Genomic DNA, 23,010 nt, shown 5'->3' with positions numbered 1-23,010 from the left:
TCCTAGTCGATGAGAGCCGAATGAGCTTTTCTTTCAATTAGAAGGTAAAGAGGTTACCTAAACTATTTCGTCTCCGCTTGGCTGACTCTCTAGTTTTTTTGCCTGTCGGTATAGTTTTCGCAGGGCTGTATCGGACATATCGATGATTGGTTCATACATGAACGCGTTGACGTGGATACTCTCTGGCGTCATGAGCGAGACGCCCTCGAGTATTTTTTGACTTTCAGGGGTGCCGAGTTCGCGGTTTTTGAACTCTCTAAATAATTCTGCGGTCTGATTCCTTGTGATCCGTTCGACAAATTGGGGATCGTTGAGCTCGGTTATCATATACTTCTCTGCAAGTATTCGAGTAGCGATGGACAGCACGATCTTGTTCTCGAAATTGACACCTTCTTTGGCAGAGACGGCCTCTTCGGCCTGTTGGTTTAGCAGATCCATCACTCTGTCTTCCGGTGATCCCCAGCTTTCCTCATCCTGCCCGTGGAACGTATCCGCAAAAATCCGGTCGAGATCCCTGTTTGTAATTGAGGGGGAGTCAGTCTTCCAATGGAGGAGCGATGTGAGCACCTTGTAATCTTCGTCTGTTTTCCCCTTGGTGTATTCAAGGATGTTTCGCACAAACGGGATTGATGCGATGCGCTGCATTCCACAGGTGAAGAAGTGCCGCTTGAAGAGATTGATGAACGGATTATTGACATGGTCCGCTTTGTTGAGAACTATCCTTCCAGCGTCTTTTTGTGCCATAAAACACTGTCCGTAGCCAGCGACGTTCCGGTTAACCACCGTGCGGAAGAAATCGAAGTTATGAGTCAGGAGGATTATCTTGAAATCGGAGTAGTTTACAATCTCCTTGAGGTATTGAATAATGGCATACTTGTTCTTGTAGTCGAACGAGTCGGCGAGATCATCGATAACAAATAGTGTCGCGCGACCAGCAGCCTTCCGCGCTTCAACCTCGAAGAGCACATTAAGTATGTAAAGAGCTTTTTTCTCCCCGTTGCTAAGGACTTTAAGTAATTCCTCCCTCTCAACGTCGGTAGTCTCGTCACCTTCTTCGAATTCGAAAGTAAGCTCCAAAACGCTCTCCTGGCCAAGTATGACGCGGTGTCTGTTTTTTGCGCTGAGTCGGAACGGGACGAAAAACCGATCATTGAAGATATCGATAACTTTTTCCCACTGGGTGCTTTCGTTTACCGCCTGCTCCTCAATCGTCTTGCGGCGAGATTCCGTGTCTTCAAAACGCGTCACAACGTATTCGAAAAGATGCTCTTGTGCCTTCAGATGAGATTTCCAGACATTTTGTTGGAAAGTATCGATATTGGCCAGCTCTGGAAGAAGCTCTTCTCGGCTCGCGATGAAGTCGAAGAATCGGCGGGTATCCGCGTTTTTCTGCAGAACCTTCTCAATCGCATCGAGCTTTATTCGTAATGATTCGTCGTGGGTAATCTTCCTCTTCTCTTCAGTGATTAGATTCTTCAGATCTGATTCGTTAGTCACTGACCGAGTTTTACTCTCCCCGTGTAGGAGCAAAGAGTGATTCGCGGTGAAGAACCCGTTGCTACTTAGGCTTTTCGTTACATTTGTCGCATTGTAGAAAGAGAACGATTCTCGATTGAAGAAAGTGGATTCGTCGAGGAGTTCGTTTAGGCGCGTGATGTATTGACTTAGCTCTGACTGAACTTCGGGATTGCGGAGGATAGTAACGACCTTTTCATTGAATACGATGTCGTACGGAAGGTCGGTATAAAGTGGACCTTCCAGTTGTCTGACTTCGTGTCGGATTCGCAGCATGGCCTCGAAGAATCTGTCGTCTTCACCAGTGAACACTCGCGACAATGTACTGAAGATGTCTTGCTTAGTTTTAGATTGCTTTTCCAGTGCCTCGACGAGATCATCACGCGCCTCTATGAGGTCGACCTGGAGATCCTCGTATTCTTTTCGCAGGTTAGGGTTCACTAGAAGAGTCGAAGTTAACTCATTTGGCTGCAGTCCTTCATCGTAGGAAGACACAACTACTACATCGTCAGGGTCGAGTTCCTTCCCATGCTCATCACTGATAGAGCGCTCGGTTTGACGAGTTGGGAACATATGGTCGGAGGTCTCTTCGCCTTGGGAAAAATCCTTGAAGGTTCGCGCAAAAGAGGTTTTCATTGTGCCGTTAGGTGCGTATATCGCAATGGAGTTTTGTTTATTGAAATTGAATGTTGCACTTAAATCGCGGATGCCGTGACAGTTTTTCAATGCAACATTTATCTTCTTCATATCTGTCAGCTTAGTGCGCTTGATTCGGTTCGTGTGAGATGGATCGCCTCGGCGATCATCGACTTCGTTGCTATGGTTTTGAGATAAAAGAGAAGCATGCTGAACTTGAACCCTTTGTTGGCACTAGGATGTATTTTGTCGTACACCCTATTAATAAAACGGAAGACTCCGTAATAAACGCAACTTACTGCACTTTATCGGGCCAAAACCCGGATTCTCGTTCCAGAATTATTGCCCTACATTGAGCACTTAATAAGCAACCTCTTAAAAAGTGGGACACCATTACTGGACGATGGAGTACACGATGTGGGGAATCACGATGTCGTCATGACACGGTTCAAAGAGGCGCTGTCGGAGCACATTTGTGAGGTGTCGTTCATACGCCCGCTTTCGTGTGCCGACTGACCTATTGCGAATTGCTTTTAGAGCTCGATGGTGCGATCCAGTGAAAGGCGGGAACAGAAGTATTCATCGTGGCTGACTACGAGTAACGCTCCGTGGTAAGCGGAGAGGACGTCGACAAGCCAGTCCGCGGTGGGGATATCCAAGTTGTTTGTCGGCTCATCAAGTAGCAGGAACTGCGGTGCGGGGGAAGTAAGCAGTACGCGTGCGAACTCGGCACGGAACCGCTCGCCTCCGGAAAGGTGTCCCACCGGTGTGTGGACACTGTCATTCTGGAACAACAGCTGCGCCAGCTTGTCGCGGAGAAGCTGCGGGTCAGCCTGTGGATTGCTTTCCGTGACCAGCTCCCACACACTCTTTTCGGCCGGCAATGTGATGCGTTGACGTAGGTAGCTGCAGGGCAGTGCGTAGTCGACGTCGCCGCTGGCAATCCGGTTGAGAAACGTGGTTTTCCCCGAGCCATTGGCACCGGCGAGTCGGACGCGTTCGGGGCCGACGATTGTCAACAGCCCGCTGCCCAGAACGCGCGTGGCATTGGGAAGGCTGGTATCGGGTAGCTCGATGTGAACATGAGTGTCCTCCCGCAACATAAGCTGCGCAGAGTCATAACCTTCCCGAGCCTGTGACACCGAGGCTGCGGCATCACTGGCACGTTTGGCTGACGAGACCTGGGATCGGTTCTTATCGTTTCCCATGGCCATGCCGGGCTTGCGTTTCGAGGTAGCGAACTTTTTTCCACGGCGGGCGTCACGGGCGAGCCGTGTTTGCATCTCGGCACGTTGGCGAACTTCCTTGCGGTAGGAGGCTTTGGCCTCACTTACTTCCGCCCGCACGGTTTCCTGCTCGTGGGCGATGGTTTGATGGTAGTGCTCAAAGTTTCCGCTAAACATACGTAATGAGCCGTGATAGAGCTCAGCTATTTCGTCAGCGTGGTTAAGCAGCTCCCGATCATGCGAGATGACCACCATGGGTGCCGGGGAAGCGTCAATCATATGCAGGAGGTGATCCCTGGCGGCGGCGTCGAGATTGTTCGTGGGCTCATCAAGAATGATCATCTCTGGTTGGGTGAAAAACAGTGCTGTCAGCGCCACAGCGACGGCCTCTCCTCCCGACAAGCTGCCGACACTGCGATCAAGGGCAAAGTTCAGCTCCGACGCGCTAAGGGCGGCCTGGATCCTTTCCTTGAGATCCCAGTTGTCAGCAACGATGTCCGCGAGTTCCTCGGAGTAGTTGCCCGCTTCGATCTCCGCTAGGGCATCTAAAATCTCGCGGGCCTTAAATACGTCTGCGATGGTGTCGGTCACTTTAAGCCCCAAATCTTGGTCAAGGTAGCCGATTTTAGGGGCCGTCACGGAGCCGGAAGTGGGTTGATAGATACCGGCCAGCACCTTAGCGAGGGTCGATTTTCCTGAGCCATTAGCGCCGACAAGGCCGGTGAAAGATGCGCTGAACGTGGCGCTTAAATCCGAAAAACAGGGAGTGCCGTCGGGCCAGGTGAAAGAGAGGTGGGCAAAAGAAATAGGCATGCCGTGTTCCGCCTTCGAGTCAACGATGAATAGGTGAGCGTCGAATTAGGAACGGATCTTCATGGGGTGGAACTGTACCTCGAACTAATCTGTGCGTCAATGCTCACTAACTTTAGAAGCGCGCATAGATGTCTGCTGGAGTACACCTCAGACGAACACTTTGTGAATCACAAGACTGTGAATGTGATCGCTATGTGGCCTGCTTTTTTGATCACTATGTGTCGTACTGACCTGGTCAGTGGCCGAGTACCAGGGTGCTGGCGGCAGCTTCAATCACATCGTCGGTGATGGTCTCCAACTCGTTGATCTTCAACACTCGCTTGATCTGTGGGAACAATCGCTCCACCACACGGAAATTGCCGCGGGTCAGCCGCTCGATCGCGGCGATGGCCTGCGCATCCGTGAAATCCTCCGGGTTCAATTCTCTACCCAGGCGCCTCCAGTGCCGGTTCAGCACGAACAGCAGCTCGTCTTTGCCCAGGGCACGGTAGCGATGCGAGAACCCCAGCCGGCTGAACAACTGAGGGTAGTGCCGGAAGCGCTGGTCAATACCGGGCATGCCGATGAACATGATCGCCACACCGTCACGATCGTGGATGTCGCGCAGCATCTCCAGGGCGGTGGGAGGCAGACGTTCTGCCTCATCAATAATGATCAGTTGGGTGAGCTTCTCGCCACTGGATCTGCGCATGTGGAGCCTGTCCCGCTGTCCGGTGGCCATCAGATGCTCCATGATGCAGACGTCGAGTTTGCCCCGGTAAAATTCGATGTCACGGATCAACGTCCGGTACTTCGGTTGCACCTCAGGGGTGTAGAACACGGTGCGCGCCCGATGAGCCGTCGCGTAGATGGCCAGGTCAGATTCACTGCGTGGACCCCAGTCGTCAATGAACGAGCCCAGAGCATCCCAGTGGGCATAGCGTCTGGCGGACTGTGTTTTGCCGACTCCTGCATCACCGTGGCAGATGCCGATGGTGGCGTCTTTGCGGATCGCGTTGGCGAACTCGACGAAGCGGCGGTGCTCTTTGGTGACGATGAAGTCGCGGTTCATGGTGACAGGTCCTCTTCATAGGTCCGCAGGCGAGACGTACGACCACGCGGCCGTGGCGCTTCGGCGCTCACATCGGGGTTCACAGGGGCAAGGTCTGATGGGCGTGGCTCGTGGATGGGGATGCGCTCGTTGATCCCGGCACGTAGTTGACGCCGTCGGCGTCGACGAGCGGCCTGGATATCGGCCAGGCTGTAGCGCTGGTTGGGGTGGTCTTCATCGACAGCGACGCACAGCAACGTGTCGTGGTCGTAGACCCGGATCTCGGAGAGATCCCGCGGGTCGTAGCGGATGGTGACGTCATGGCCGACAAAAGGTGCCAGGGTCGGGCTGATGTAGCGCTGGCCTTGGAAGTGGATGCCGTCTCGCTGGACTCGGCGGTGGGTGGAGACCCGCAGCAGGAGTCCGTCGAGTTCTTCAAGGTTCTCCGGCATTCTGGGGATCCACCCCTGCCCGATCCACGCGGCTTTCGGGCTGGTGTTGATTGAAGAATGCGTGCGCTGGTTGTAGCTGCTGATGAACTCGCCGACGGCGGTATCCAGGCTCGTCAGGTCTAGTACGGGGTGTGGGTTGCGGACGCCGGGGGCGAGGTGGCCGGGCAGGGTGGTGAGAAGTTCGGTGTTGACGGTGCTGAAGAACCGCTCGATCTTGCCGCGGCCCTGCGGACGGGCGATGGTCGAGTGGATGATCCGGATCTTCAGTGCTGTCGTGGTGTACGTGATATGGCCACTGGTGAAGTCGGAGCCGTGATCGACGTAGAGGACGTCGGGAATACCGCACATCGCCCAGGTGGGGTCTGTTTTTCGCCAGATCGCCTGGCGTAGTGCCAGGGCGGTGTTCATTGCCGAGGGTGCGGTGGTGGTGACCATGTAGCCGCACACTGCCCGGGAGTAGTCGTCGATGATGATGGTGAGCCAGGGGCGAGTCGGGGTGCCGTCCGGGTTCTGGATGAGGATGTCGAGTTGGGTGTGATCGGCCTGCCAGATGGCGTTGGGGTGTTCAGCCCGGTGCCGGTAGACCAGTTCGTGTCGATCTCGGTAGGACGTCGGGCCCTCCAATGCGAGGGTGACCATCGCCGGGTCAAGGGCTTGGATGATGCTGCGCACGGTGGCGTAGCTGGGTGGTTTCAGCGATAGTTGTTGTGCTCGACAGCTCACGAGGCGATGCAGGGCGGCGATCGATGGGCGTGGCTTGGTGAGACCAAGGTGTTCGATGTAGGCGACGAGTTCCGCGGATATGCGATGGGCTCCGGCGTCGGATCGTGTGGTGTTGCGTAGCCCGCGGATTCCGTCGGCGCGGTATCGGGCTACCCACCGGGATAGGGTTCGGGTGCTGATGTCGGTGGCCTGTGCCAGGTCGGTCAGGGTGATGTCGTCTTCGATGTGGAGCCGGAGGATCTCCCAGCGTTGCATCTCGTCCATCACCGTCACCTCACGCGCTGGTCATTGTGTCCGTGTCAGGCGGGCAGTGCTGACTGTCGTCGTTTGGCGCCCTGCAGATGGCGGTACAGTGTCGCCCGTGACCAGCCGACCATGCTCGCGGCGTCTTCGGCACTGCGGCCTTTGGCTCGTTCCTCGGCGACGATGGCGAGTTTGCGGTCGACCACCTCTGGATCCACAGGTGGTCGGCCGAAGCGGGTGCCGTTGGACTTTGCTGCGGCGATGCCGGCGTTGACGCGTTCGGTGATCAGTTCTCGTTCGTACTCAGCCAGGGTGCCCAGCATGCCGAGCATCAACCGGCCCGAGGAGGTCTCCGGGTCGATGCCGTCGGAGACGGACTTGATTTTCACGTCTCGTTCGCGTAACAGGTTCACCGTGTTGAGTACATCGAGTAGGGACCGGCCCAGCCGGTCGATGCGCCACACCACCACCGTGTCACCGGGTTGAGCGTAGGCGAGGAGCTTCTTCATCCCCGGACGCTCAGTAGCGTTTTTCGCCCCGGAGGTGACATCGCTGAAGACATCACGGTCCTGAACCCCGGCGGTGACCAAGGCGTCGTGTTGAAGAGTCGGATCCTGACCGACGGTGGACACCCGGGTGTAGCCCAACAGTCTCATGACCACCATCATGCCTCACCAAACCCCAGATTGGAAGAAGGTGGAACACATTACGGTGAGACAGGTATACGAGACAGTTTTCGGGTCGATTCTCGCAGGAGCGCCCTGTTTCAGTGCGTTCGCCGTAGATGTCTTGTAAACCTTTAGCTAAATGAGACATGATGAGCGATGCGTCAAAGGGTGCCGTCGTCGCACAATTTCGGGCGCTGAGAACGTCTCGAAAAGTTGCCTCATCGCGCTCTGCCTCACGGGGTCGCGCGACAGGAGTTTGTGAGGCATGCTGATCGGGTGAGGCTTCTCGGGTACACGCGCGTGAGCACCGTCAGTCAGGACGCGCGCCTGCAACTCGACGCCCTGGGCGCGACGGGTGTTGAGGCGAGGGACGTCTTCTCAGACGTGACCTCGGGCAGCCGTGCCGCGGTGCAGCGGCCAGGGATGAAGAGACTTCTGGAGTACGCGGAGCCCGGCGACACGGTGGTCGTCTGGCGCATCGACCGACTCGGGCGCTCCCTCATCGACGTGCTGAACACGGTGAACCTGCTGCGCGAGAAGGACGTGAAGGTTCGATCGATTTCGGATGGCATCGACCCCGAGACCTCGTCCGGGCGGATGATGCTGGGCATGCTCGCGACGCTGGCGGAGTACGAGCGTGAACTGATCACCGAGCGAGTCAACGCCGGCATCGCCGCGGCGAAGCAGGCTGGCACGCGCTTCGGCCGGCCACCCGTGGATCCGGGCGTCGTGAAGGAGAAGCTTGCGATCGTGCGAGACGCGCGCGCGAAGGGACGCACCGCCGAAGACGCAGCCCGACTGGTCGGATGGTCCAGAGCGACGCTCTACCGTCATCAGCACGCCACCGGCACCCCGGCAGCGGTCGGCGACTAGATGTGCCATGGACGCGCTGGCCCGGTGGCGGATCCTGCGTCTCCATGTCGAGGATGACATTCCCCTGGCCACGCTGGTCAGGGAGACCGGAATCGGTCTGCGCACCCTTCAACGCTGGAACCATGACTACGCGGTGGCGGGGATCGACGGGCTGAAACCGAGCGCGCGAGCGGACGCGGGGACCCGGCGCACCGACCCAGACCTGGTCGCGTTCGTTGAGCAGCTCGGACTCACCAAACCGCGTCCCGGGATGGCGGCCTTGCACCGGCTCGCCATGGCCGAGGCCGACCGCATCGGGTGCGCCCGTCCAAGCTATTCGACGGTCCGGTCGATCCTGCACCGCCTTGACCCGGCACTCGTGACCCTCGCGCTGGACGGCCCAGCCGCGTACCGGGACCGACACGAGCTAGTGTTCCGCCGCCGAGCCGAGCGACCGAATGCGATCTGGCAGGCCGATCACACCGAACTCGACATCCTCATCGTCGGCGCCGATGGGAAGCCGGAACGCCCCTGGCTAACGGTCGTGATCGACGACTACTCGCGCGCGATCTGCGGGTACACCGTGTTCACAGGGGCGCCCTCGGCGATCAACACGGCGCTCGCATTGCGGCAGGCGATCTGGCGCAAGACCAACCCGGCTTGGGCGATGTGCGGTCTCCCCGACGTGCTCCACGTCGACCACGGCAGCGACTTCACCAGCAGGCATCTGGAGTACACGGCGGTGGCGTTGAAGATCCGGCTGATCTACTCGACAGTCGGCCGGCCGCAAGGTCGCGGGAAGATCGAGCGATTCTTCGGCACCGTGAACACCGAACTTCTCACGACCCTCCCCGGCCACCTCACCCCTCGGGCACGAGCCCCGAAGCCGCAGCTCAGCCTCGCGGACCTCGATCAGGCCATCGGCCGGTTCGTCACCGAGTACAACGAGCGCCCCCACAGCGAGATCGGCGCCAGCCCGAAGGAGGCCTGGATCGGTGACGGCTGGTTGCCGCGGATGCCCGACAGCCTCGACCAGCTCGACGGGCTGCTGCTGACCCTGCCGAAGAACCGCGTCGTCCAACGCGATGGCATCCACTTCCAAGGCCAGCGGTACCTCTCACCCACACTCGCGCCGTTCGTCGGACGCAGCGTGACAATCAGGTACGACCCGCGCGACGTGTCCGAGATCCGCGTCTACGACCACGACACGCACATCTGCATCGCGATCGACGAAGCACACCCCAACCAGCGACTCTCCCTGCGCGACATCGAGACCGCCCGACGCGCCCGCCGTCGGCGGCTGCGTCAACAGATCAACGAACGCATCCCCCAGACAGCCGTCCGTGACGAGCCGCGAACCGAGCCGCGGACACCACGCCAGGTGAGACTACGCACCTACGAAGAGGACGAGCCATGAGCCGCGACTTCATCGTCACGAAAGAACACCGCCGCTTCATCGAATTCGCCAACGCCGTCCGCAAGGAACGCACGATCGGCATCTGCCACGGCGATGCCGGCGTCGGCAAGACGCAATCCGGCCGCCGATACGCCCACTGGGACACCCTGGAACCCTTCATCACCGAGTGGGGACCGCGGAGCGAGACCGACACAGAGCATTACGCCACCGCGAACCGATCCCGGACCCTGTTCTACACGCCACCGGTCCTCCCCAAGCCGGCGCAGCTCGTCCATGAGATCGACCACCTGCAGACCAGGCTGGGCATCTGCATCGATGAGCACCTGCGCGCCACCGGCAAAGTTACGGGGACTCACGGCCGCTACAACATGGGCAAGCGGGTCGAGCTGCTCATCATCGACGAGGCCGAACGCCTCACGCCCACGGCCCTGGAAGTCCTCCGAGACCGGCACGACCGTGAGCACACCGCGATCATCCTGATCGGCATGCCCGGCATCGACCAACGATTCCGGCACTACCCCCAGCTCTACAGCCGCCTCGGGTTCTCCCACCGCTACCGCAACCTCGGCCGCGACGAACTCCTCTTCGTCCTCGAACGTCGCTGGAAGCGACTGGGCCGCACCCTCGACCCCGACGACTTCACCGACGCGCAAGCCATCGCCGCGATCGAACGCATCACTCGCGGCAACTTCCGCCTCCTCGAACGCCTCTTCCCCCAAATCGCACGAGTGCTCAAGATCAACGAACTCGAGACCATCACCGACGACGTCGTCGAAGCCGCCGCCAGCGTCCTCGTCATCGGATAGCCACCGCCAAACAACAACGCAAGAACACCGCCAAAGAGCGTCAACATTCACACCTGGTCGTCGACGTCGACGAGGCCGCCGAAAACGATCGTTTACGGCTGAGCCCGCAGCTAAGTTGACTTACCATACGTATGGTAGGTATATTTGAAATGTGCCAACCAAAATCGAACTTCTCGATCACGCAGTTGAAGTCCTTCGCCGCGGCGATGCCCTCGCCCTCGATGCAGTCGCTCGCGAGGCGGGGTTGACGAAGCCCGGGGTGGTCCACCATTTCGGCACGAAAGAAGTTCTCACTGTCGCAGTCGTGAACCGCATCATCGACCGCTGGGAAGCGGATCTGCATACTCGGGCCTCGACGGATGCCGAGCCGATCGACAAGCTGCGCGCGTACGTCGACTACGCACTCAATGGCGACTTCGACTCCAGCGATCTCGCCCTGCTCGCGGACGTGAACCTGCGGGAGCGGTTGTCTGCTCTGTGGGCGGAACGCCTCACCCCGTGGCTCGGCAGCGACATCGACACTGACCCGGCGAGCCGCGCATCACTTCGAGCCGCCCGCCTGCTGGCCGACGGCGCATGGTTCAACGCTGCTCTCGGCATCCCCACCGTCCGCGACGACGAACGATCCGTCCTGCGCGCGATCGCCCTGCAACTCGTGAATGAAGGAGACCCCCAGTGACCAACAAAGCCAAAGGCTGGCTGTTCCTCATCGGCGCGATCGCCGCAGAGGTCACCGGCTCACTATCCCTCAAGGGGGCGCTCGACGCACCCGCCCTCTATGCACTCGTCGCAGCCGGCTACATCGGCGCCTTCGTGTTCCTCAGCCTCGTGCTGCGCACCGGCATGGCCCTCGGCGTCGCATACGGCATCTGGGGAGCCTCCGGGGTCGCACTCACGGCGCTCCTCTCCCTCATCATCTTCGGCGAACCGCTCACGCTCTTGATGGGCATCGGCATCGTCGTCGTCATCGCCGGAGTGCTCTGCGTCGAACTCGGCGCACAGGCCGGTCACAAGAAGAAGGCAGAGGTCGCGTGATGGTCTGGCTGTTCCTCATCGGCGCAATCATCTTCGAGGTCGTCGGCACGCTCTCCCTGCGTATGGCCGTCGACAAGAAGCGCTGGTACGTCGGCGTGGCGGTGGGCTACGTCCTCGCATTCACCATGCTCAGCCTCGCCCTCGCCGGCGGCATGGCGCTCGGCGTCGCCTACGGCATCTGGGCCGCATCCGGCGTCGCACTCACCGCCATCCTCAGCAAGTTCCTCTTCAAAGAGCCCTTCACCTGGCTGATGGGCCTCGGCATCGTCCTCATCGTCGGTGGCGTTCTCTGCATTGAACTCGGAGCCGTCCACTAACCCGGCGATCGTTTACAGCGGGGCTACCAAACGTCGGTCGGGTCAGAGATTCGCTGACATGCTCCCTGCCATACCCAGCACCGCAGCTTGTCGCCGTCGATCGTCACCTGGACGCCCACGGCGTCGGCCGTCCAACGTTTCACCTGGACGACGCACCGGACGTTCGTATCCCCGAACTGGAGCCAGGCGTGACCCCATATCGTCATCTGCTCGGGAACGATGGTGAGCGGCTGCGCATGCAATCGAAGCTGGAGGGAATCGAGGGTGCGCAGCGGCCCGCGCTTGCGCGCCTCGCGCAGCTCTCGCTCTTCGCCCCTCTGCGCCGGCAGATGCGGGTAGCGCTTGTTCGTTCCCACTGTGACATCGTTACGGGAACATCAGACGTCGAGCGTGGCTACTTCGCCTCGGGCGTCCCGCAGTTGGGGCATAGGAGGTAGCCGCCGTCCTCGTCGACGAACTCGAACACGTCGCGGCACCGCGCGCAGTTGATCTTGCCCTGGTGCATTCGCCATGCGTCGACGTAAAACCATGTTCCGTCAATGCCCGGGTAATGGCTCAGCTCGCTGTTGGTGGGACGCCGTGCGGGGAGTCCCGTGTTGTGACCGACAACGGTCGCGCCGGACCTGCGGTAGAAGTCCGCGCTATTATTCCGGTCGTCCACGAACCCGTCGAGGTAGCGGCCACCATGAGGAAGAGCCCAGTACGCGGCCTCTGAAAGCAGCTCTCGGCCGATACCGGACCCGCGGGCCTCAGGCAGCACGAAGAGGGCGGCGAGGATTCGGTGTGTTGTTGCGAACTGCCGCGCGGCGTCGGGCTCTTTCGATATCAGCTCGTCGGACACGAACGGCTCGACCACGGCGCCGCCCAGCATCATCCCCCGGTCATCACTCGCACCGATGATGATGCTCGGCTCAGGGTGGGTGTCGTCTCCGAAGATCCTCCGGAGCTGCGCCGCTCTTCGCCGGTCGTCGGCCGCCACCATATGCGGGGGCGCATAGCCGATGATGAGCTGCGCCGCGACGGTCTGCACAATCTGCCTGGCCTGCGGGGTGTCAATCCGTCCTACGCCCATCTGTCCTACTCGCTCTCTACCTGCACGGTTGTCTCTGGCGACACATGGCTGAATGTGCCAGCCGGGGCCTCAAGAATCGCGTCTACGACACCCGGGGACGCCTCACGGGGGCATGGGTCCGTCGAACACGGCTGGAGCGTCACAACGCCCGTCACGCGCCCGTCGCGGATCCACACGACGTCGAGCGGCACACGGGTGTCCTGCATCCACACCTCCGTGCGCTGTGCGTGCTCGAGCGGGAACCACATGCCGGTGCCCTCCGGCACGCTGTCGCGCCCGCTGAGCCCTTGGCGCTGCGCCTCGGTGCTGGTTGCTTGCTCGGCGGTGACCGTCACCCCGTCGATGGTCACGCGCAGCTCGTCGACGCCCGCTGAGCATCCGGCGAGTATCGCTGTGAGAACGGCGGCCGCCGCCGCCGCTCTGAACGTACGGTGCACGGAACTATGCCGCTTGGAAGGTGACCACTCCGCCGGACAGGACGAAGATCAGGCCCGCAGCGATGAAGCCAACGATGCCAATGACGAGGCTTCCCGTCTTGGGTTCCATAACGCTTCTCGTGGCGAAGGAGTAGATGACAAGGATCACGGACGCGACGGCAGCCACGATCGCAACCCACTGGATGATGTTGTTCAGGTTCTCAAACATTGCGGTTCGCTTTCGTCATTCCAGCGGCCGGCCCACGGGGCCGGTGCCGGGGGGCATCAGCTCGAAGTGCTTGCCCCCGTTGAATTCACGCTCCAGGTCCTCGACGAGGCCCATGACGCCGTGCAGCTGCATGTCGGTCATGTTCCGCCAGCGGTACTTATCCCGACCAGCGAAGTACGCGGCGCGGATGCGGCCGCTCTGGTCGCTGTCCGCGTAGTAGGTCATCTTCGGGCGGGTGAGCTTGCTCGCTCCCTCTCCCCCGCTCGGCGTCGATGCTGCCGGCGCTTCCGCAGCCGGGGTCGGTGTCGGCTGCGCTGCCGGCACTGCCTGGGTGTTGACGGGCGTCTGCCCGCTGAGCGCGGACGTGCGGCGTTCGCTTCGCTTCGTGGCCATGTTCTTAGTTCCTTCCGGTGAGCTGGTTGAGGTATCCGTCGTAGATCGCTGCGAGCTCGCGCCAGTCCGGGCCACCCTCGTCGAGCCCGAGCCCTTCCTCAGTCGCATCCGAGATTGACTGCCGCTTTGGAACAGGCGGGGTGAGCAGCGAGAGGCCGCGCGCCTCGGCGGCCGCCTCGATTTCGCTCGCCCAGTGGCCGCCTCCGACCGTGCGGGACTCGTGCTGGTTGAGAACGACGCCGCCAACGCGCAGCCGGGGGTTGTAGCTGTTCTGCACCTGCGTGATGGTGTCGAGAAGCTTGGCGAGCCCGTTCGCGCTCCAGAGCTTCGTCTGCGTAACCTCGACCAGCTCGTCATCAACGCGCTCGCGGCCTGGATGTTCCACAGGTAGAGCCGTGCCGCCTCGACGACGTCTCCCGTGGCCTGCCTGTAGGTCTGGAATCGGGCGGTCGGGATGGCGTGCTCGATCTGCCTGGCGGCACAATATGTCAGCCTGGGCACTGGATACTTGCCTTTCGTTCGGGGGAGCGGTACTGTTTAGCCCATATAGCGGGACAGTACCCGCAGTTACAGGACACCGGCGCTGAGATTAGATCTCAGGGCCGGTTCCTTTTTTGCTTGGCCACAGGGCGGCCACACGAGCATCGAGCTACACGCCCAGGCGACTACCCGTCGTCTACCTTCGTAGCTGGGGTCTGCTCGGGGGAATGCAGTCGACTACCAGGCACTTTGCTCATTGGAGGGCCACGCGCTGTCCCGATGTCTCACCCCGTAGCAACATCGCTCTGATGTGGGTCGGTTCGCAGCATGATTCCTGAGATGCACTGTCCTTAGCCTGCAGAACATGCGCCAGGCGGAGCAACTGCACGCCGAACGTAAACGAAATCGCCGAGTCAGCGGTTCGATTGCTGTGCGATGTCGGGTTTCGCTCTGCCATCTGCTGCTCCCACGGTGCAGGGTACGCGAGGTCGAGCGCATCGCCCTCGATGACGACGTGCTTGACTCCGCGTGCAGACAGGAGGTCATGAAGGGCGAAGGCCACGGTTGATTTTCCTACACCGGATCGCCCGCCGATCAGAAGCATATGCGTGCTGTTCATGGCCTCATGATGACATGTCCTGATGTCGGAGGGCTATCAGCGGCTTGCCCACCGTCGAGGCGCTGATCAACGGTTTCGCCGCCTAGTGATGTCATGACCTTCTCGTGTGTGTGGCAGTAGGCCACTTCGAGTGAGGCAGCGGGTATCGAAAGGTAAACTGCCCGCATGCAGCAGACTCAGCCACACGTCATATGGATCAACGGTGCGTTCGGTTCGGGCAAGACGACGGCAGCGAAGTTGTTGGCACGAAAAGTTCCCGGTGTGGTGATCGTTGACCCTGAAGAGGTCGGGGCTCTTCTAAGGCCTGTTCTTCAGCCGGTGGTGCCCGTCCACGACTTCCAGGAATGGCCCGCATGGAGAAAGCTTGTGGCTACCACGCTCAACGCTGTCCTCCGGGAGTTGCCGGAGGGCAGCCCCGTGACCATCGTTGTTCCCCAGACTGTGATGGTGGAGGACTACTGGTCGGAGATTACGTCCGACCTTGATCCATCGGTCCGACTCACGCCTGTGGTACTGAACATCGATCCAGTAGAACACCGACGCCGCGCAGAAGAGGACACTGAAGAGTCTGGTGCTCTGCGATGGAGGCTGAACAAATTCCCAGTCTTTCAACAGGCAGCATGGCTCCGACGTGCGTTTACCAACATCGACGTTTCCTCGTTGACCCAGGAGCAGACGGTCGCAGCTATCAGGGCGGTGGCGTTCCCTCCCGACCCTGAAGCTGTGTGAGGGGCAGGTCACGATCGGATACAAAACCTTATGTCCCTCTGTGTAACGTGACCCGGTTTGAGACGACAGCTTTAGGTGCGGAGTTGGGCCCTGCACGCCACAGAGCGACCACAGAATCACGCCATATATCGATCACATTCACACACAAGACTTCCTGTTCGCTAGGGTTGGTTCCATGACTAACGGAACAGAACCGTCACTACCTCTAGAGATCACTGAACAGCTAGGCGCGATCTCGGGGCAGAAGGTGGGCTATGCCCGGGTGAGTTCGAAAGACCAGAATCTTGAACGCCAGATTGAACAGCTCAAGGCGGAGAAGGTATTCACCTATTACACAGATAAGGCTAGCGGCGGATCGCGTGAGCGCCCTGGCCTTGACGAGGCGATGCGGTATGTCCGCGCGGGGGATCAGCTTGTGGTCACGTCGATGGATCGGTGCGCGCGTTCCCTAACGGATCTGTATGCCATTGTTGACGAGTTAGTCAGCAAAGGGGTGTCGGTGAAATTCCTCAAAGAGGGGCAGATTTACTCGGAGGACTCCACCCCGATTGCCAAGTTGATGTTGGGATTGCTGGGTTCGGTGGCAGAGTTTGAACGCTCTATTATTCGTGAGCGCCAGGCAGAAGGAATTGCCAGGGCAAAAGAACGCGGCGTGTACAAGGGGCGCGCTCGTGCGCTTACCGACGAGCAAGTGGTTCAGGCGCGCGAGTGGGTGGATGCTGGTGTACCGAAAGCGGAGGTTGCTCGGCGTCTTGGGGTGGGGCGCACTACGTTGTATGAGTACATTAAAGTCGGGCATTCAACAAAGGCATGATGAGGTTGAGGTGCTCTTCTATAAGAGCGGGTCAGAATTGAAGTGCAGCTAGTCAGGATTTGGCCTCGTTCAAGTACCGGTAGACCGACGTACGGTGCAGCCCGAAGAACCGGCCGAGCTCCGCGGTCGACACGCGTCCATGCCCGATCTTCACCCCGCCAGTGTTGCATATACCCCTAATTTGCGCTCGCTCTTTGCGCTACACGTAGATGCAACGGCGGCACGCAGGGGTGGTACGGTCTCCGAGACGCATTGCCGGTGTCGCGTTAGGGGATCGTCAAATGCGACACCCACTAAACGTCGATGGATTCTGAACCCGATACGATTCTGTTCGTGGCGTTAGACAAGTTCCCCGACCCGATGGCCGAGTCCATCGGTCAGTTTCAAGTCGTTGACTCGGGTGGCGAGTTTCACAGCCCTCAGCAGACCGGCGTACTGCGGTTTAGTGGGAACCGCGCCAGCCTTGAGGTGAGCCCCGGATTTACTCCGTCGGTGAAGTGGACTGAACAGCCAAACGGAGGCTGGGTCGGGAGCCCTAACGACTCGGAGCCGGCACGCTTCTCAGTTCTAGGTTCGCTGGCGGTGAACCCGAGTGCGGTGACCCTTTGGGGTGTGCGCACGACCCACCGGCGCTCCTTGGGCTTCGCGATGCCTGACGAGGAGGCTCCGGGAAACCAGGAGATGCGAACAGATTGGTGTCTTGTCGGCGACCACATCCCCGACGAAGCTCAGCGGTTCAGTGAGATCCAGGCGGAGGTCACGAACCTCCACGACTGGGCCGGGATTCCGACGACGAAGCACATCATTCCCGCGAAGGGGCGCGGCCCGCGCACATTTTCTGTTGAGCTCCCTGACGCGCCGCAAGCATCCCTAATCAGACCGCCGGGGCAGGTCCGCTTAAAACCGTCGGCGACGATCTCGCCACCGGCCTCTGACGGCTTTAAAGTCACGACGAACACCGCCGCGGTGTTCAATATTGACGGCGGTCTGGTCCTAACCGACGCCCTTTCTCAGGTCGCGACACCGATCGCGAGTTTGATGACGCTGCTGTCTGGAGCTGAAAGCTCAGTACGAAGGCTTGGGTTAGCTGAGGGGGACGTTCGCGTGAACGTGCTGGGGCTTCAGGTCCATTCGGAGGCGCCAAGAAGTTCTGGTGAGCTCTTTTTGTATCGCCGCGACGTCGGTGATGAGTTCCTACCTCGCTGGTTGGACCTGGCGCCGCGGGTTTCTCCAGTCCCTCAGATCCTCGCTGCTGCGTGGAGCGGTGAGTTGGCCACCGTTGAGACCGAGGCGCTCACGCTCGCGACCGCCGCTGAAATGCTTCACCGTCGGCTTTACCCGAATGCGAAGCGCTTCGACGAGGAGCAAGTCGGGCAAGCGGTTGAAGCGCTGCGTAACTCGGAGGTTGGGGAACCGGTCAAGACGAGCTTGGAAGACGCGTTAAGGACATGGTGGGCCGACAAGTCATACCCCCAGCGGCTCAGAGAAATCGCTGAGCCCGTTGCCAAGGCAGTGCCGTCCGCCGTTGGGAGAATCAGCCGGTGGAAAGAGGCTGTGCGTGCCCAACGTGTTGCTGGCGCCCACGGTCTGGGTGAGGAGGAATCTGGGCATACCGCAGACATCCTTGATGTCCATGCACTCAACCAGTCGCTGCGGTGGGTTCTGACGTTCAGGCTCCTTCTCGAGGCTGGCGTTGCGCCAGAGCAGCTTGACGCTGCAGCGCAGCGCAGCGAGCGATATGAGACCGCGGTACGAAGCTGGAACGACCAGCTGCCGTACATTTTCGGCTGATTCTTACCGGCCATGGAATCGATTCGCACACCGCAACGCGTCTGCCGCGCTTGGCGCAGCGGAAAGGCAGGGGGCGAGTTCTGGATTCCCTGCAGCTCGGAACCGACTACTTGTCATAACGTCTGGATATCGGACATGGGCTAACTTTCGGCGCCGAAAGCGTGCCAACTCTTGCTGCTGTGGCGGCGGGACCCCTGTCGGTTTGCCGAAAAAAGCAGGGAGAAAAGTCAGTCACACCATTGGCAGATCAATCTGCAGTTTATCGTTGTGACGAAATGGGTAGGCTTACTGACTATGACTGACACTCGTTCAACCACAGCGTTGGAGTGCGTGGAATGTGGGGCTGAATTGTCGTATCGCGGCACCGGTCGGCGTCCTCGCTATTGCAGTCAGACGTGCCGCAACCGAGCCTATGAGGCCCGTCGCGCAGCACGCACAGGAGCGGTGGCGACTGAGGTTGTCGAGCGCGTGGTGGAGGTAGAAGCGCGCTTGGATGTGGATGCGGTGGTGCGATGGTTGGAGGGGCATCCGCGTCGCCTCTCGGCAGTACTACGCGGCATGGAGTGGACGCGCGAGCAACAAGACGGGTTGCGCTACGGACTGGAGAACGCAGTCACGGATCAGGTGGTGATCTCCCGGCAAGAGCGTGAGCGCCTGTCCCGGATGCCCGCGGTGGATCCACTGAAAAGATTGGAACTAGCTCGCTTACAACACCGCGTGGAGTCATTGACTCGCGCTAATGAGAGGCTGACCCGTCAGCTCCAGGAAGCGCTGGAACCGGGCACAAGCTCCCTGTCGCCTGGTGCGAACGGCTCGCCACAGGCTGTGGCCGGAGCGGGGTATAAGACGGTGTCGGTGCACGGGAAAGACTTCCGCGTGCCTGCCGACTGGACCCGTCAGCAAGCCCGCCAGTGGTGCCGGGAACACCCCGAGCAGGGCGTGGTCTCAGGCCGGTAGCGACCCCTTTGTTTCGTACCAACGAAACACATTGGGTAATGATGCAAGAGGTGTGTGGCTTCTGGGCGCGTTAGCGCAGTCGTGCCACGGCGGGGATTTTCGGGGTAGTCGGAACGCACAAGGGTGCGACGTCGTGAGTCGGGAGTGTGCGTGCATGTGACAGGTCACGGGTGAGCATCACCGTAGTGTTGAGCGTGTGACTTCCTCGTATGCTGTAGCCGCCCTGGATCGTGGCGACATTCGGAAAAACCTCACCTCGCTGGTGTCCCACTGGCGACCCCGGATTGATGAGTGGAAATCCACCGGCAAGCGCCACACAGAAAAGTCCCATGCTCAACAGTTCTGGTCTGATCTCCTGCGCAGCTTCGGCGTGATCCCCGAGCGCATCGACTTGTTTGAACGCGACGCCGCGCGGGCCTCCACGGGCAACACGGGCTACATCGACTTGTTCTGGTCAGGTGTCGTACTCGGTGAGGCGAAATCGCTGGGGCGCGACCTCGACGCCGCGTTTTCTCAAGCCCTGGATTATCTCGCGGGCGGTTCGATTGAACAGCACGAGTGGCCGAATTTGAGCGCTCCATCATTAAGGAGCGTCAGGCCGAGGGGAACGTCCGCGCCACAGCGCGCGGGGTCGACAAGGGACGGGCGAAAGTGCTTACTGGAGCCCAGGTGGCCCAGGCTCGTCAGTGGGTAGCCGATGGAATACCGAAGGCTGAGGTGGCCCGTCGGCTCGGGATCGGACGGACCACACTCTACAAATATCTCGGAGGGGACAGTGAGGTGACTGTAAAGGGAGAATCCAGCGAGTCACCGGCTCTCCCCGCCTCTACGCTCGCTCCTGTTCTTAAAGGGCTCTGCGGGGTCACCAGTATTCGGGCTCCAACTTTATGAAGGACCCGTTGAACATGTGTTCTTTGCAGTAGGCCTGATTGTCCTTCCAGTCGATCATGAGATATCCGCTTCCTCTTCTGAGGCCGCTCGAGATGCTTTTTACGCTCCGTTCGACGAAAAAATTGTCGAAGGCTTCGTAGTTGGGGAAGGAGTCGGGGAAGCCTACGGGGTCAAACAGATTGGTCATTCCAAGGCCCTTTCCTTATGGGGATGGGGTGGCGCTGCCTCTAGTGACCCACACGTCAGCCTCCCAATCGAGGGGGCAGGAGTACTTTCCTTTGGCTTTCACCATTTCCCTCAGGCTCTCCTGATAGGCGATGTACTTCTCTGGGCCGAGTGTTGACCAGGCGGTTAGGCGTTTGATCCCTTCTCTGGAGGCTTCGTTGTAGACGTATAGGTCCACGGGCACGTGCAGGTAGGGGTAAACCCTCTGCGCATCGGGGTGGTCCAGCACCGCCAGGTATTTCAATGTCATGTTCAGCCACTTCTGGGCCTGGCCGTAGTGGAATTTGAAACCAGGCCGGGTGGGATGGATGCGCTGTTCGAACTCCGCGACGGTTTTCTCGCACCATTGCTTGTGTGCCCGATCGAATTCCTCCTGCGAGTTGATGGTGGCGAGATCATCGACGAACATCATGATGGACTTGTGGGTCTTCTGTTTGAGGATGTCGCGGTCGGGGTGGGTGCCTATGCCTCGCAGCGTGCGCTGCAGATCCGCGTAGGCCCTCCGGGAGGCGCCAAGGATGGCTTGTTCACTGGTGACGTCGGCGGTTGCGACTTTTGTGCCGAAGTAGAAGGCGATGAGGTTTCGACGTTGTGTGGTTGTGTCCATGGGGGAAGTCTTCCTGAAATGGGGGCCGCAGGCCAGGGGTGCATGATCGAGGGTAAATATGCGCACGCTTTGGATGGCACAAGTAGGCAAAGCAAGTTCTAAGGCAATCCATGCCGATACGCTAAGAATATGCACTTTGATTCAGATCTGATCCAGCGCTTAACTCAGCAAGATTCCGCAGGGAGGACAGAAGCCGATATTCAGTCGGACATTAAGATGTTGCTGCTCTCTGCGCCGAACCTAATCCCTTCTGGAGAGCAGGCAAGTACGGTTCTCAAGCTGGAGGATCAGTTGGCAGATGGCTCCAAGCGCAGGATTGATATTGCCTTGGGCGCAACCGTTATCGAGGTAAAAAGACGCCTGATTACACAGGCAGAGGCGAACGAGTACATAGTGCAACTGCAGGGTTATGTCGAGACTCGCATGATGCAGACTGGCTCGCGGTACAACGGCATTCTTTCGGATGGGCGAAATTGGTGGCTCTTCGAGCAAGATCCTAAGACTGGGGAATTTCCCCGTCTCTCGACTTTTGAGCTAACTAATCCGGCCAAGGCTGATGAGCTCGTGGGTTGGCTACAAGCGGTGCTGGCCATGCCTGCTGGTGTGACCCCTTCTCCTGATGCAATTGAGGACATTCTGGGAGCAACTTCGCCTGGTTACGCTCAGGACCGCGCGTTCTTGAGCAGTCTTTACCATTCGATAGAAGACGATCCCACCACGAGACTCAAACGTGAATTGTGGGCGCGCTTGCTGAGATCAGCATTGGGAACAGGATTCGAGGACCAAGAAAAGCTATTCCTTGACCACACAATGTTGTCCATTGAAGCAGCCGCCATTGGTCATGCCGTAATGGGTATTGAACCTGCAGAATTGTTGAAAGACCCACGAGCCATGCTCACGGGTGACTCTTTTCGCGATGCTGGTATCTACAACGCTGTAGAGGCAGACTTCTTCGACTGGGTTCTCTCCGTGTCGAATGGAGAGAAATTTGTCCGACAGATCATCCGCCGCATCACTATGTTTGACTGGTCAAAAACCCAGCATGATGTGTTGAAAGTCCTCTACGAATCAATTATCAGCGCAGAGGCCCGCAAGGGAGCAGGAGAGTACTACACACCCGATTGGCTCGCCGAAGGCATTGTAGAAAAGACACTAACGAAGCCACTGGAACAGCGAGCCCTTGACCCGGCTTGCGGTTCCGGCACCTTTATTTACCACTTGGTTCGCCGCATCATTAAGGCTGCAGACCAAGCCGAATGGGATAACCAAACAATCCTGAACCACATTCAAGAACACGTATTTGGTCTGGATATTCACCCTGTCTCTGTGTCCCTGGCACGTATTACTTATCTGCTGGCGTTAGGTTCACGCTTGGCAGAAGATCGCGAGGATGTATGGGTGCCTATTCATTTGGGTGACTCTATCCAGTGGTACCAATCGGCGAATCATGATGAAAGCCAGATCACGATCAACACAGACGGCGTCGACCTCACGACGCCAACGACCGCCGACGATGCACTGTTTCATATCGGACACGTTCTTGCTTTCCCCCTGTCAAGCATTGAAGATCCTGGCACTTTTGATCGCCTGGTCTCCGACATGACCGCAAAAGCAAAAACCTACACTGACCGTTCCCAGCAAGAGAAAAAACCTAGCGTTGAGTCCATCTTGTCGAACTATGGCATTACCAGTGACCCAGATCGGGATACCTTGCGTGAGACGTTTAATCTACTGTGCAGCCTCAATGCTCAAGGGAGAGACTCGATCTGGGGATACTACGTACGTAACCAGGTGCGCCCCTTGTGGCTATCTATGAAAAATCGCCGCATGGATGTTCTCGTAGGCAATCCGCCGTGGGTTGCCTACCGGTATATGACCGAAGACATGCAGCAACAGTTCAAGCGCTTCTCTGAAGCTCGCAATCTCTGGCATGGTGCCAAAGTTGCTACTCACCAAGACCTTGTGGGGCTATTCATCGTGCGTGCGGTTGAGAAGTACCTTGAAGTGCCCCAGGTTTTGTTCCGTCTGAGTAGATGGGAAAATCTGGAACATGC

Annotated in this window: 27 protein-coding genes; 13 read left to right on the top strand and 14 right to left on the bottom strand. The window is 59.1% G+C overall.

Annotated elements, in window-relative coordinates; genetic code table 11:
- Positions 1-57: 57 nt before the first annotated feature.
- The 5 genes from IM764_RS10175 to IM764_RS10155 all read right to left on the bottom strand — a co-directional run bounded on the left by IM764_RS10175 (position 58) and on the right by IM764_RS10155 (position 7,306).
- Positions 58-2,262 (bottom strand): phage infection protein, encoded by a 2,205-nt coding sequence (locus tag IM764_RS10175; protein ID WP_099299342.1) that lies wholly within the window; start codon positions 2,260-2,262, stop codon positions 58-60.
- 422 nt (positions 2,263-2,684) lie between these two features.
- On the bottom strand, positions 2,685-4,190 hold the full coding sequence (locus IM764_RS10170) for an ABC-F family ATP-binding cassette domain-containing protein (RefSeq protein WP_011113060.1): 1,506 nt from the start codon (positions 4,188-4,190) through the stop codon (positions 2,685-2,687).
- Between the two features lie 235 nt (positions 4,191-4,425).
- On the bottom strand, positions 4,426-5,241 hold the full coding sequence (locus tag IM764_RS10165; protein ID WP_070434713.1) for an AAA family ATPase: 816 nt from the start codon (positions 5,239-5,241) through the stop codon (positions 4,426-4,428).
- Positions 5,238-6,659 (bottom strand): Mu transposase C-terminal domain-containing protein, encoded by a 1,422-nt coding sequence (locus IM764_RS10160; protein ID WP_070434714.1) that lies wholly within the window; start codon positions 6,657-6,659, stop codon positions 5,238-5,240. Before IM764_RS10160 ends, IM764_RS10165 begins: the two co-directional genes overlap by 4 nt.
- A gap of 35 nt (positions 6,660-6,694) precedes the next feature.
- Positions 6,695-7,306 (bottom strand): recombinase family protein, encoded by a 612-nt coding sequence (locus tag IM764_RS10155; RefSeq protein ID WP_228073766.1) that lies wholly within the window; start codon positions 7,304-7,306, stop codon positions 6,695-6,697.
- Positions 7,307-7,564: 258 nt separating this feature from the next.
- Here IM764_RS10155 and IM764_RS10150 point away from each other — a divergent pair, with 258 nt between their 5' ends.
- The 6 genes from IM764_RS10150 to IM764_RS10125 all read left to right on the top strand — a co-directional run bounded on the left by IM764_RS10150 (position 7,565) and on the right by IM764_RS10125 (position 11,733).
- Positions 7,565-8,179: a recombinase family protein gene (locus IM764_RS10150; RefSeq protein ID WP_311196709.1), complete on the top strand. Its 615-nt coding sequence runs from the start codon at positions 7,565-7,567 to the stop codon at positions 8,177-8,179.
- Between the two features lie 7 nt (positions 8,180-8,186).
- A complete protein-coding gene (locus tag IM764_RS10145; RefSeq protein ID WP_070434715.1) occupies positions 8,187-9,575 on the top strand; it encodes a Mu transposase C-terminal domain-containing protein in 1,389 nt (462 codons plus the stop codon).
- Positions 9,572-10,381 carry an AAA family ATPase gene (locus IM764_RS10140; protein ID WP_070434716.1) on the top strand — a complete coding sequence of 270 codons (810 nt, stop codon included), beginning with the start codon at positions 9,572-9,574 and terminating at the stop codon, positions 10,379-10,381. The genes IM764_RS10145 and IM764_RS10140 overlap by 4 nt, the downstream gene beginning before the upstream one ends.
- A 151-nt stretch (positions 10,382-10,532) precedes the next feature.
- The gene (locus IM764_RS10600) at positions 10,533-11,060 is read left to right on the top strand and encodes a TetR/AcrR family transcriptional regulator (protein WP_070434717.1); all 528 of its coding nucleotides are present in this window, start codon (positions 10,533-10,535) and stop codon (positions 11,058-11,060) included.
- Positions 11,057-11,416 carry a multidrug efflux SMR transporter gene (locus IM764_RS10130; RefSeq protein WP_046746592.1) on the top strand — a complete coding sequence of 120 codons (360 nt, stop codon included), beginning with the start codon at positions 11,057-11,059 and terminating at the stop codon, positions 11,414-11,416. Before IM764_RS10600 ends, IM764_RS10130 begins: the two co-directional genes overlap by 4 nt.
- A complete protein-coding gene (locus IM764_RS10125; RefSeq protein WP_046746591.1) occupies positions 11,416-11,733 on the top strand; it encodes a multidrug efflux SMR transporter in 318 nt (105 codons plus the stop codon). The genes IM764_RS10130 and IM764_RS10125 overlap by 1 nt, the downstream gene beginning before the upstream one ends.
- A gap of 23 nt (positions 11,734-11,756) precedes the next feature.
- Here IM764_RS10125 and IM764_RS10120 read toward each other — a convergent pair whose 3' ends face one another.
- The 7 genes from IM764_RS10120 to IM764_RS10410 all read right to left on the bottom strand — a co-directional run bounded on the left by IM764_RS10120 (position 11,757) and on the right by IM764_RS10410 (position 14,942).
- On the bottom strand, positions 11,757-12,089 hold the full coding sequence (locus tag IM764_RS10120) for a hypothetical protein (RefSeq protein ID WP_046746590.1): 333 nt from the start codon (positions 12,087-12,089) through the stop codon (positions 11,757-11,759).
- Between the two features lie 38 nt (positions 12,090-12,127).
- Positions 12,128-12,763: a GNAT family N-acetyltransferase gene (locus tag IM764_RS10115; protein ID WP_194187731.1), complete on the bottom strand. Its 636-nt coding sequence runs from the start codon at positions 12,761-12,763 to the stop codon at positions 12,128-12,130.
- 47 nt (positions 12,764-12,810) lie between these two features.
- Positions 12,811-13,140, bottom strand: a complete 330-nt coding sequence (locus IM764_RS10595; RefSeq protein WP_370551588.1) for a DUF192 domain-containing protein — start codon at positions 13,138-13,140, stop codon at positions 12,811-12,813.
- Positions 13,141-13,246: 106 nt separating this feature from the next.
- Positions 13,247-13,450 (bottom strand): hypothetical protein, encoded by a 204-nt coding sequence (locus tag IM764_RS10105; protein WP_070434720.1) that lies wholly within the window; start codon positions 13,448-13,450, stop codon positions 13,247-13,249.
- A 15-nt stretch (positions 13,451-13,465) separates the two neighbouring features.
- On the bottom strand, positions 13,466-13,843 hold the full coding sequence (locus IM764_RS10100) for a hypothetical protein (RefSeq protein WP_070434721.1): 378 nt from the start codon (positions 13,841-13,843) through the stop codon (positions 13,466-13,468).
- A 4-nt stretch (positions 13,844-13,847) separates the two neighbouring features.
- Positions 13,848-14,228, bottom strand: a complete 381-nt coding sequence (locus tag IM764_RS10095) for a ParA family protein (RefSeq protein ID WP_099299344.1) — start codon at positions 14,226-14,228, stop codon at positions 13,848-13,850.
- Positions 14,229-14,576: 348 nt separating this feature from the next.
- A complete protein-coding gene (locus IM764_RS10410; protein WP_228073762.1) occupies positions 14,577-14,942 on the bottom strand; it encodes an adenylyl-sulfate kinase in 366 nt (121 codons plus the stop codon).
- A 165-nt stretch (positions 14,943-15,107) separates the two neighbouring features.
- Here IM764_RS10410 and IM764_RS10085 point away from each other — a divergent pair, with 165 nt between their 5' ends.
- The 6 genes from IM764_RS10085 (at position 15,108) to IM764_RS10590 (ending at position 20,124) form a co-directional block, all read left to right on the top strand.
- On the top strand, positions 15,108-15,671 hold the full coding sequence (locus IM764_RS10085; RefSeq protein ID WP_070434724.1) for an AAA family ATPase: 564 nt from the start codon (positions 15,108-15,110) through the stop codon (positions 15,669-15,671).
- A gap of 232 nt (positions 15,672-15,903) precedes the next feature.
- Complete coding sequence (locus tag IM764_RS10080; RefSeq protein ID WP_306345855.1) at positions 15,904-16,485, top strand: recombinase family protein; 582 nt, start codon at positions 15,904-15,906, stop codon at positions 16,483-16,485.
- 303 nt (positions 16,486-16,788) lie between these two features.
- Positions 16,789-18,276 (top strand): HEPN domain-containing protein, encoded by a 1,488-nt coding sequence (locus tag IM764_RS10075; RefSeq protein ID WP_099299328.1) that lies wholly within the window; start codon positions 16,789-16,791, stop codon positions 18,274-18,276.
- Between the two features lie 294 nt (positions 18,277-18,570).
- Positions 18,571-19,233, top strand: coding sequence for a hypothetical protein (locus tag IM764_RS10070; protein ID WP_143341791.1), 663 nt, complete (start codon positions 18,571-18,573; stop codon positions 19,231-19,233).
- A gap of 196 nt (positions 19,234-19,429) precedes the next feature.
- Positions 19,430-19,927, top strand: a complete 498-nt coding sequence (locus IM764_RS10065; protein ID WP_228073777.1) for a type IIL restriction-modification enzyme MmeI — start codon at positions 19,430-19,432, stop codon at positions 19,925-19,927.
- Positions 19,885-20,124 (top strand): helix-turn-helix domain-containing protein, encoded by a 240-nt coding sequence (locus tag IM764_RS10590; RefSeq protein ID WP_370551587.1) that lies wholly within the window; start codon positions 19,885-19,887, stop codon positions 20,122-20,124. Before IM764_RS10065 ends, IM764_RS10590 begins: the two co-directional genes overlap by 43 nt.
- On the opposite strand, the gene IM764_RS10055 is transcribed toward IM764_RS10590, so the two are convergent.
- Both IM764_RS10055 and IM764_RS10050 read right to left on the bottom strand, forming a co-directional pair.
- Positions 20,096-20,311 carry a hypothetical protein gene (locus IM764_RS10055; RefSeq protein WP_099299330.1) on the bottom strand — a complete coding sequence of 72 codons (216 nt, stop codon included), beginning with the start codon at positions 20,309-20,311 and terminating at the stop codon, positions 20,096-20,098. The genes IM764_RS10590 and IM764_RS10055 overlap by 29 nt on opposite strands.
- Before the next feature lie 15 nt (positions 20,312-20,326).
- Positions 20,327-20,956, bottom strand: coding sequence for a hypothetical protein (locus IM764_RS10050; RefSeq protein ID WP_099299331.1), 630 nt, complete (start codon positions 20,954-20,956; stop codon positions 20,327-20,329).
- A 129-nt stretch (positions 20,957-21,085) separates the two neighbouring features.
- On the opposite strand from IM764_RS10050, the gene IM764_RS10045 reads away from it, so the two are divergent.
- On the top strand, positions 21,086-23,010 hold a 1,925-nt coding region (locus tag IM764_RS10045), incomplete at its 3' end, for an N-6 DNA methylase (RefSeq protein WP_194187730.1).

The sequence above is a fragment of the Corynebacterium sp. ED61 genome (assembly GCF_015233855.1).
GTDB lineage: Bacteria > Actinomycetota > Actinomycetes > Mycobacteriales > Mycobacteriaceae > Corynebacterium > Corynebacterium dentalis.
Note: the sequence above shows the minus strand (reverse complement) of the source record. Positions and strands in the feature narration are given on the sequence as shown.

Coding starts and splice junctions, on each gene's coding strand:
- IM764_RS10175 (WP_099299342.1), bottom strand. CDS start 2,262: ATGAAGAAGATAAATGTTGCATTGAAAAACTGTCACGGCATCCGCGAT.
- IM764_RS10170 (WP_011113060.1), bottom strand. CDS start 4,190: ATGCCTATTTCTTTTGCCCACCTCTCTTTCACCTGGCCCGACGGCACT.
- IM764_RS10165 (WP_070434713.1), bottom strand. CDS start 5,241: ATGAACCGCGACTTCATCGTCACCAAAGAGCACCGCCGCTTCGTCGAG.
- IM764_RS10160 (WP_070434714.1), bottom strand. CDS start 6,659: ATGGACGAGATGCAACGCTGGGAGATCCTCCGGCTCCACATCGAAGAC.
- IM764_RS10155 (WP_228073766.1), bottom strand. CDS start 7,306: ATGATGGTGGTCATGAGACTGTTGGGCTACACCCGGGTGTCCACCGTC.
- IM764_RS10145 (WP_070434715.1), top strand. CDS start 8,187: ATGGACGCGCTGGCCCGGTGGCGGATCCTGCGTCTCCATGTCGAGGAT.
- IM764_RS10140 (WP_070434716.1), top strand. CDS start 9,572: ATGAGCCGCGACTTCATCGTCACGAAAGAACACCGCCGCTTCATCGAA.
- IM764_RS10125 (WP_046746591.1), top strand. CDS start 11,416: ATGGTCTGGCTGTTCCTCATCGGCGCAATCATCTTCGAGGTCGTCGGC.
- IM764_RS10105 (WP_070434720.1), bottom strand. CDS start 13,450: ATGTTTGAGAACCTGAACAACATCATCCAGTGGGTTGCGATCGTGGCT.
- IM764_RS10100 (WP_070434721.1), bottom strand. CDS start 13,843: ATGGCCACGAAGCGAAGCGAACGCCGCACGTCCGCGCTCAGCGGGCAG.
- IM764_RS10410 (WP_228073762.1), bottom strand. CDS start 14,942: ATGAACAGCACGCATATGCTTCTGATCGGCGGGCGATCCGGTGTAGGA.
- IM764_RS10085 (WP_070434724.1), top strand. CDS start 15,108: ATGCAGCAGACTCAGCCACACGTCATATGGATCAACGGTGCGTTCGGT.
- IM764_RS10075 (WP_099299328.1), top strand. CDS start 16,789: ATGGATTCTGAACCCGATACGATTCTGTTCGTGGCGTTAGACAAGTTC.
- IM764_RS10070 (WP_143341791.1), top strand. CDS start 18,571: ATGACTGACACTCGTTCAACCACAGCGTTGGAGTGCGTGGAATGTGGG.
- IM764_RS10055 (WP_099299330.1), bottom strand. CDS start 20,311: ATGACCAATCTGTTTGACCCCGTAGGCTTCCCCGACTCCTTCCCCAAC.
- IM764_RS10050 (WP_099299331.1), bottom strand. CDS start 20,956: ATGGACACAACCACACAACGTCGAAACCTCATCGCCTTCTACTTCGGC.